At 44.5% G+C, this 7,406-nt stretch carries 4 protein-coding genes; 3 read left to right on the top strand and 1 reads right to left on the bottom strand.

The features are described from left to right. The first annotated feature begins 162 nt into the window (after positions 1-162). The 3 genes from A4S05_RS31180 to hemL all read left to right on the top strand — a co-directional run bounded on the left by A4S05_RS31180 (position 163) and on the right by hemL (position 3,186). Positions 163-906 carry a DevA family ABC transporter ATP-binding protein gene (locus A4S05_RS31180; protein WP_069073647.1) on the top strand — a complete coding sequence of 248 codons (744 nt, stop codon included), beginning with the start codon at positions 163-165 and terminating at the stop codon, positions 904-906. Between the two features lie 72 nt (positions 907-978). After that, positions 979-1,551 (top strand): SOUL family heme-binding protein, encoded by a 573-nt coding sequence (locus A4S05_RS31175; RefSeq protein ID WP_069073646.1) that lies wholly within the window; start codon positions 979-981, stop codon positions 1,549-1,551. A 336-nt stretch (positions 1,552-1,887) separates the two neighbouring features. After that, positions 1,888-3,186 (top strand): glutamate-1-semialdehyde 2,1-aminomutase, encoded by a 1,299-nt coding sequence (gene hemL, locus A4S05_RS31170; protein WP_069073645.1) that lies wholly within the window; start codon positions 1,888-1,890, stop codon positions 3,184-3,186. A 224-nt stretch (positions 3,187-3,410) separates the two neighbouring features. Here hemL and A4S05_RS31165 read toward each other — a convergent pair whose 3' ends face one another. After that, positions 3,411-6,941, bottom strand: a complete 3,531-nt coding sequence (locus A4S05_RS31165; RefSeq protein ID WP_069073644.1) for a WD40 domain-containing protein — start codon at positions 6,939-6,941, stop codon at positions 3,411-3,413. Positions 6,942-7,406: the final 465 nt, after the last annotated feature.

Genomic DNA, 7,406 nt, shown 5'->3' with positions numbered 1-7,406 from the left:
AATTTTCAGTCTACTTCAGTAGACTTGAGCAATTAGTCAGGGATTTACAATCCCTGGCGGGTGAACAACACCCAATCAGTACGCTATTTTTGGCAAAAGTTGACACCAGTGGCATCTTATATTTTTTTATTTGGAAGTCCCCAAATTTACGGTTGAACTCTCATGTTGCAAGAAATTAGTCTCGGTCAAAGTTCAAAACTCAAAACTCAAAACACTTCCCAACAACCCGTTATTTCAGTTTGCCATCTCGATTACTACTTCGGTCGGGGAGAACTCTGCAAGCAAGTCTTGTTTGATATTCATCTCGACATTTATTCTGGAGAGATTGTGATTATGACTGGGCCATCCGGTTCTGGTAAAACCACTTTACTAACACTAATAGGTGGATTGAGATCCGCTCGCGAAGGCAACCTGAAAGTTTTGGGACAGGAAATATCTGGGGCTAGTAAGCGGCAACTGATGCAAGTGCGGCGGCAGATTGGTTATATTTTTCAAGCACACAATTTGTTAACCTTCTTAACAGCAAAGCAGAATGTCCGAATGTCTTTGGAATTACACGATGAGTACCTCAAGCAAGATATGGATCAGCTGGCAACGGATACTCTGAAAAGTGTTGGTTTGGGCGATCGCATCGATTATTATGCAGATAGTCTTTCTGGAGGGCAAAAGCAGCGAGTTGCGATCGCTCGTGCCCTAGTCAGCCGTCCTAAAATTGTTCTTGCCGACGAACCGACTGCTGCTCTCGATAAAAAGTCAGGTCGCGATGTTGTAGATATCATGCAGCGTCTAGCTAAAGAGCAGGGTTGTACCATTTTACTAGTCACCCACGATAATCGAATTCTCGATATTGCTGATCGCATCATCCACATGGAAGATGGACGCTTAGTACAAGAAGTGGGAAAGTAAGGGACTATCTAATTGTACTAGTGAGAACGTGATTTTTTATTGGCATTAATTTTAGCTATTTGTGAAAGTCTTATGAGTCAAACTGAAGAACCAAAATATTCCGTATTGCAATCTTATGATGATATTGAAATACGGCAATACGAGCCAAAAATTGTTGCTGAAACAGTCATTCAAACTGAAAGAGATCGAGCAAACAAGGCTGCATTCTCGATTCTTGCCGCTTACATATTTGGTGAAAACACGTCTGTAAAAAAAATTGCTATGACTGCGCCTGTCACGCAATCCCAGCCAAGTGAAAAAATCGCCATGACTGCGCCTGTGATTCAACAAGAAGCGGGAGAAAATATTGCCACAAGCGCTTGGGCGGTACAGTTTGTAATGCCCTCAGAATATACGCTGGCAACGCTGCCAAAACCAAAAGACTCTCGCATTACTATCAAAGAAGTTCCCAGCAATAAAGTAGCGGCAATCCGTTTCTCCGGTCTAGCTGGGGATGAACAATTGCAGGAAAACGAAGCCAAATTATCTGCTTTTCTGGCTCGGCAAGGTATCGAAACAAAAGGTAAAGCGATTTATGCTTTTTATGACTCTCCGTTCATCTTGCCCGCATTTAGACACAATGAAGTCATGCTCGAATTGAAATAATATCTGCACGTTTTGCTTGTCACTCTTAATAACTAGTAGTTCGCCAAGTGAACTTGGCGGGGTAAAGGGTAAAGGGGAAGGGGGAAAGGTTTTAAATCCCTTAACCTTTTCCCTTTCCCCTTTCCCCAGACCTCACCTAGCATCTTTGGGTTGACAGACTACTAGTAGTCTATGTCATTAGTTCTGAAGGGTTATAAAAGTTTGTAGTAAGGACTTTAGTCCTGGATTTTTAAGCACTTAAGTGCTTACTACAAACCTTGCAAAATTAATGGGACAGACTACTAGATTCTCACTCTTCGCGATCGCATCAAGTCAAATATCTCAGGAGAAAAAATCATGATTGCAACGACTCGCTTAAAAACCACCCAATCGGAGGAAATCTTTGCTGCTGCCCAAAAATTAATGCCAGGAGGAGTTAGTTCCCCCGTGCGGGCTTTCAAATCTGTTGGTGGACAGCCAATCGTATTCGATCGCGTCCTTGGCGCTTACGTCTGGGATGTAGATGGCAATCAATATATCGATTATGTCGGCAGTTGGGGGCCAGCTATCTGCGGTCACACTCATCCTGAAGTCATTGCTGCTCTGCACGATGCGCTGCATAAAGGAACTAGCTTCGGTGCGCCCTGCTATCTAGAAAATGTACTGGCACAGATGGTAATCGATGCTGTTCCCAGTATCGAGATGGTGCGTTTTGTCAACTCCGGCACGGAAGCTTGTATGGCTGTTCTTCGTCTGATGCGAGCTTTTACGGGACGGGAGAAAGCAATCAAGTTTGAAGGCTGCTACCACGGACACGCCGATATGTTTCTCGTTAAGGCTGGCTCTGGTATTGCCACTCTCGGCTTGCCCGATTCTCCTGGTGTGCCCAAATCGGTGACTAGCAACACGCTGACCGCTCCTTTCAACGATTTAGAAGCAGTAAAAGTATTGTTCGAGCAAAATCCCGGTGAAATTGCTGGTGTAATTCTTGAACCTGTTGTTGGAAATGCAGGTTTTATTCCACCTGATGCGGGTTTTCTTGAAGGTTTGCGAAAACTGACGCAAGAGCATGGAGCGCTATTGGTATTTGATGAAGTGATGACAGGCTTTCGGATTGCCTACGGTGGAGCGCAGGAGAAATTTGGTGTTATTCCTGACTTAACTACCTTAGGTAAGGTGATCGGCGGCGGTCTGCCAGTCGGCGCTTATGGTGGTCGCCAAGAAATTATGTCGATGGTTGCTCCAGCTGGAAACGTGTATCAAGCCGGAACGCTTTCGGGCAATCCACTGGCAATGACGGCAGGGATTAAGACGTTAGAGTTGTTGCAACGACCTGGAACTTACGAGTATCTCGATCGGATTACGAAGCGACTCACAGAGGGAATGCTGGAGATTGCTAAAGAAACAGGTCATGCTGCCTGCGGTGGTCAGATTAGCGGGATGTTTGGTTTCTTCTTTAACGAAGGCCCGGTTCGCAATTATGAGGATGCTAAGAAGTCTGACTTAAGTAAATTTGCTCGTTTCCATCGCGGGATGTTAGAACATGGAGTTTATTTAGCTCCATCTCAATTTGAAGCCGGATTTACTTCTTTAGCTCATACCGAAGCAGACATCGATCGCACCCTCGAAGCAGCCCGAAGAGTCATGTCTCAGTGAACTTCTTGCAAAAGTCGGGGTAAAGGGGAAGGGGTAAAGGGGAAGGGGTAAAGGGGAAAAAACTCAAAATCTTTTCCCTTTAACCTTTAACCTTTAACCTTTAACCTTTACTCTTTAACCTTTACTCTTTAACCTTTAACCTTTAACCTTTAACCTTTCCCCTTTCCCCTTTCCCCTTTCCCCGCCAAGTTCACTTGGCGAACTACTAGGCTAATGGTTTGAGCTTAGATAACTGCTCCTAAAGAGGTCAACGTGGCCGTTGCCGCCTCAGTTAAACCTTTAACTCCGACAATATTCATTTGCTCATAGGGCTTACTCGCTCTCATGGTTTTTAAGCATTTGCCTGCTCCGATATCCCAAAGTCTAATCGTTTCATCGTCACCGCCACTAACCAAGGTTTGGTTATCTGGACTAAAGGCAACTGACCAAACCAAGCCTGTATGTCCGTGCAAAACTTTCAGGCACTCACCCGTGCAAACGTCCCACAACTTGATTGTCAGATCGTGACTCGTGCTAGCCAGTATCTTGCCATCAGAGCTAAAGGCGATCGATTGCAACCAGTTTGTGTCTGCTTGTAAAACTTTCAGGCAGTCACCCGTGTGCGGATTCCACAGCCTGATTGTTCGATCTGGACTAGCACTTGCCAGGATATTACCATCAGGGGCGATCGCAATTGCCCAAATCCAACTCGTGTGTCCTGCCAATGTTCTGAGGCAGTCACCCGTGTGAATATCCCATAACTTGACCGTTTGATCCCAGGAGCCACTCGCCAATATCTCTCCTTGAGAGATGAAGGCAACTGACCAAACCGCAGCGTTATGTCCCTGTAAGGTTCTTAAGGTTCGACCTGAACGAACGTCCCATAATTTTATAGTACAGTCCTCACTGCCACTGGCGATCGTCTGGCTGTCGGGACTAAAGGCAATCGATAAAACTGCTGCGCGATGTCCTTGTAAGGTTCTTAAGGTTTTACCTGAAGGAACATCCCATATTTTCAGTGTTTTATCTACACTACTGCTGACTAGGATATTTCCTTCATGATTAAAGATAACTGAATGAACCGAGTTGGAATGTCCTTTTAACACTTTGAGGCATTCACCAGTTGCGGCATCCCATAACCTCACAGTGCGATCGCGGCTGCTACTAGCAAACATTTGACCAATGCTTGACAAGCTAGCACTAACAGGACTAAAGGTAACAGAGAGTATTTGATTGGTATATCCTTGTAGGGTCTTGAGGCATTCACCTGTATCGACACTCCATAGCTTCACGGTTTGATCGTGTCCACCGCTAGCCAAAAGCTTGCCTTGGGGACTGAAGGCAACTGCAAAGACCCAACTGAAATGTCCTTGAAGCGTTTTGAAACATTCACCCGTATCGACACTCCATAGCTTCACGGTATGATCGTGCCCACCGCTAGCCAAAAGGTCGCCTTGCGGGCTGAAATCCACTGAAAAAACTCGATTTGAATGCCCCAGAAGTGTTTTGAGACATTCACCCGTTTGAGTTTTCCATAGCCTAATAGTTTGATCCTCGCTGCCACTTGCCAATATTTGACCATCTGGACTGAGGATTATTGACCGTATTCCACTATTATGGTGTTTTTCAAACGTTTGCATACACTGTCCAGTTTTGATATCCCACAATTTAACAGTGCAATCGTCACTACCACTCAACAGTTGAGTATCTCCCCTAAAGACAACAGAGAGTACCCAACTAAGATGTCCCTGGAGTGTTTTGAAGCATTCTCCAGTGCTGCTATTCCATAGCTTCACGGTGCAGTCATCGCTGCCACTTGCTAATGTGCAATTATCTTGGCTAAATGCAACCGACCAAACCTCATTTGTATGCCCTTCTAAGGTGCGAAGGCACTGACCAGTACTAACATCCCATAACTTTATTGTGTAATCGGTGCTACCGCTAGCGAGAATCTTACCATCAGGGCTGAACGTCAGTGATGTTACCCAACTTTTATGTCGCGTGCAGATGAAGACTGGTTGCACATCGCTAACTTGGTACAGATGAATTTCTCCATTACTGTCACCTACCGCCAGAAGTTCTCCATCAGGACTAAAGGCTACCGCATGAATAGCACCAAAGGTTTCAGTAAACGTACACCTCGCTAAATTGGCGTAAGCAAAATTCGTATTTTGCAAATTTACATCTCGGAGGTCAGCCTGCCAAATGGTTAGACCAGAGAAATCATAGCCCGTTAAATTAGTTCCTAACTGATTGAGTAAGTTAAGAATATTACCTGCTACATATCCCGGCTCCAAGGGTGACTTCTCTTGCTGCTTGAGTAAGATTTGAGTCAGTTCATATTCCAAGTTTTTTTTGCCTTCAAAGACTGGAATTAATCTGTTAATCACGGCATAGAGAATGAGACGAATTTGAGTCTCTCTTACATAGTCTTTGGCAGTAGCTTTGATCAGAGCATGGCTTTTAAAAAGCGAAAACTCCTGGTTAGCAATCTCCTCACAAACTTGCTCAACCAAGCGACTTGTCACGTACTCCATCACGACTGGCTGTAGGGTGAAGTAGGCTGTATCTCGTTCGATGAGCGATCGCCGTCCCAAAGATTCCAGCGTTTCAATTAAATTGAGTTGGGGAAAAGGCGATACTAAATCTTCTCGTAATTTGGAGAGGGTTACTGGCTCCCGATTAATCGCTAGCCAGTACATTACATCTTTTCCCTCATCAGATAAACGCTCAAATTGCTGCTCTAATAAATCACGAAGATCCCCAAATACGGTGGTTTCCTCTTTTAAAAACTCAGAAATATAACCATCAAATAAATCTTGAATCGTAGTTGCCACAATTTTTAAGGCTAAGGCATTGCCTCCATAGCGTTTGACCAGTGCGTTAAATTGAGTTTCTAAACCCTTGAGCCTCTTACTCTTAAGAATTTCTTCTCCCTCTCCTTCTTTGAGTCCACCCAATCTCAAAGTTCGCACTGGTAAGGCTTCTCCTTCTAGAGAGGCAACTTCTTTAGGTTTTTCTCGCGTTGTGAGTAGCAAGCAACTCTGGTGGTCTGATTTACCTACTCGTTTCAGGAGTTCGCCATACTGCTCATATCCAAGGTTATATTGTCCGGCTCGACTCCCACCACGTAACACAGCGTCTACATTATCGAACACGACCAAGCAGCGCATTTCCTTAAAGTAGTTAAGCAGCATGGAAATCTTATCACTAACGCTTTCCGGCAATTCTGCCTCAGTTTCTTGCTCGTCAGATAGAAACTGAATGATGCTACCTAAGAATGTATCAATGGGTGGAGCGTCATACAGCGATCGCCAGACAATACAATCAAATTTGTCCTGCATTAATTCTGCCAATTTGATTGACAGACTAGTTTTCCCGACTCCACCCATTCCGAGAATGGTCACTAATCGACAGCGATCCTTCAGCAACCACTCATCCAGAGTACTGAGTTCTTCTGTACGTCCGTAAAATGCTAAGACAGAAACAGCTTCCCCCCAATCTTGACGGCAATTGGGGTCTGAGGTCGAATAGTAGCCTTCGCATAGGCAGCTATCAAAACCAAGAAAGAGAGCCTCAAGTGTTCGCTTGTCAACTCCCTTCCTACGGTTTAAAACTTTTCTGATTGTTAGAGGGTCTAAGTTAGTGCGGTAGCTTAACTCTTCAAGAGTGAATCTCTTGCCAAAATTATCTCGAAACTCAAACTTGTGCCTTGCTTCTTCGAACTTCTGTAAACCAACAGAAGTGAGTATAACTCCGCGCTTACGTCTTAGCATACCCAAATTCCTCTACAGACAAAGATAGATTTAGCACAGAACTTAAGTACTTTTTCACCCAAGAGATATTTATGACTGAAGTTTTAGACTAAATGGTGAGAAAAAGCTGTACAGTGACTATCAGTTAAATATCTAGATAATTGCATATTTGTCAAGAAGGTGCAGAAAAAGGGAGCAAGGGAGCAGGGGAGCAGAGGAGAGTTCAAATACCAAGTTCTTTCCCCTCTGCCCCTCTGCCCCTCCCTTTCAAGGGTAGGGGTTTAAGAAAGAGGGAGAAAAGCAGGTAAAATACACAACTGTTGTCAGACCGCAAAAATATGCAAGTCAGATGCGGTGAAGAATGTCAGGGTGTGGGGGGAAAATGCTTTTAGGAAAAAGCGAGGAATTAAGGCAATGGACGAGGAAAGTCATAGAAAAGATGCCGCATCTGTCTAAGTCGCAAGCATTGATACTAGCAATGTGGAG

Origin of the sequence: Nostoc sp. KVJ20, from assembly GCF_001712795.1 — a bacterium.
Lineage (GTDB): Bacteria > Cyanobacteriota > Cyanobacteriia > Cyanobacteriales > Nostocaceae > Nostoc.
The sequence above is the reverse complement of the archived record's forward strand: the minus strand, read 5'-3'. Positions and strand labels throughout refer to the sequence as shown.

Excerpts from the sequence above, each read along its gene's own strand:
- A4S05_RS31180 (WP_069073647.1), top strand. The coding sequence starts at position 163 with ATGTTGCAAGAAATTAGTCTCGGTCAAAGTTCAAAACTCAAAACTCAA.
- A4S05_RS31175 (WP_069073646.1), top strand. The coding sequence starts at position 979 with ATGAGTCAAACTGAAGAACCAAAATATTCCGTATTGCAATCTTATGAT.
- hemL (WP_069073645.1), top strand. The coding sequence starts at position 1,888 with ATGATTGCAACGACTCGCTTAAAAACCACCCAATCGGAGGAAATCTTT.
- A4S05_RS31165 (WP_069073644.1), bottom strand. The coding sequence starts at position 6,941 with ATGCTAAGACGTAAGCGCGGAGTTATACTCACTTCTGTTGGTTTACAG.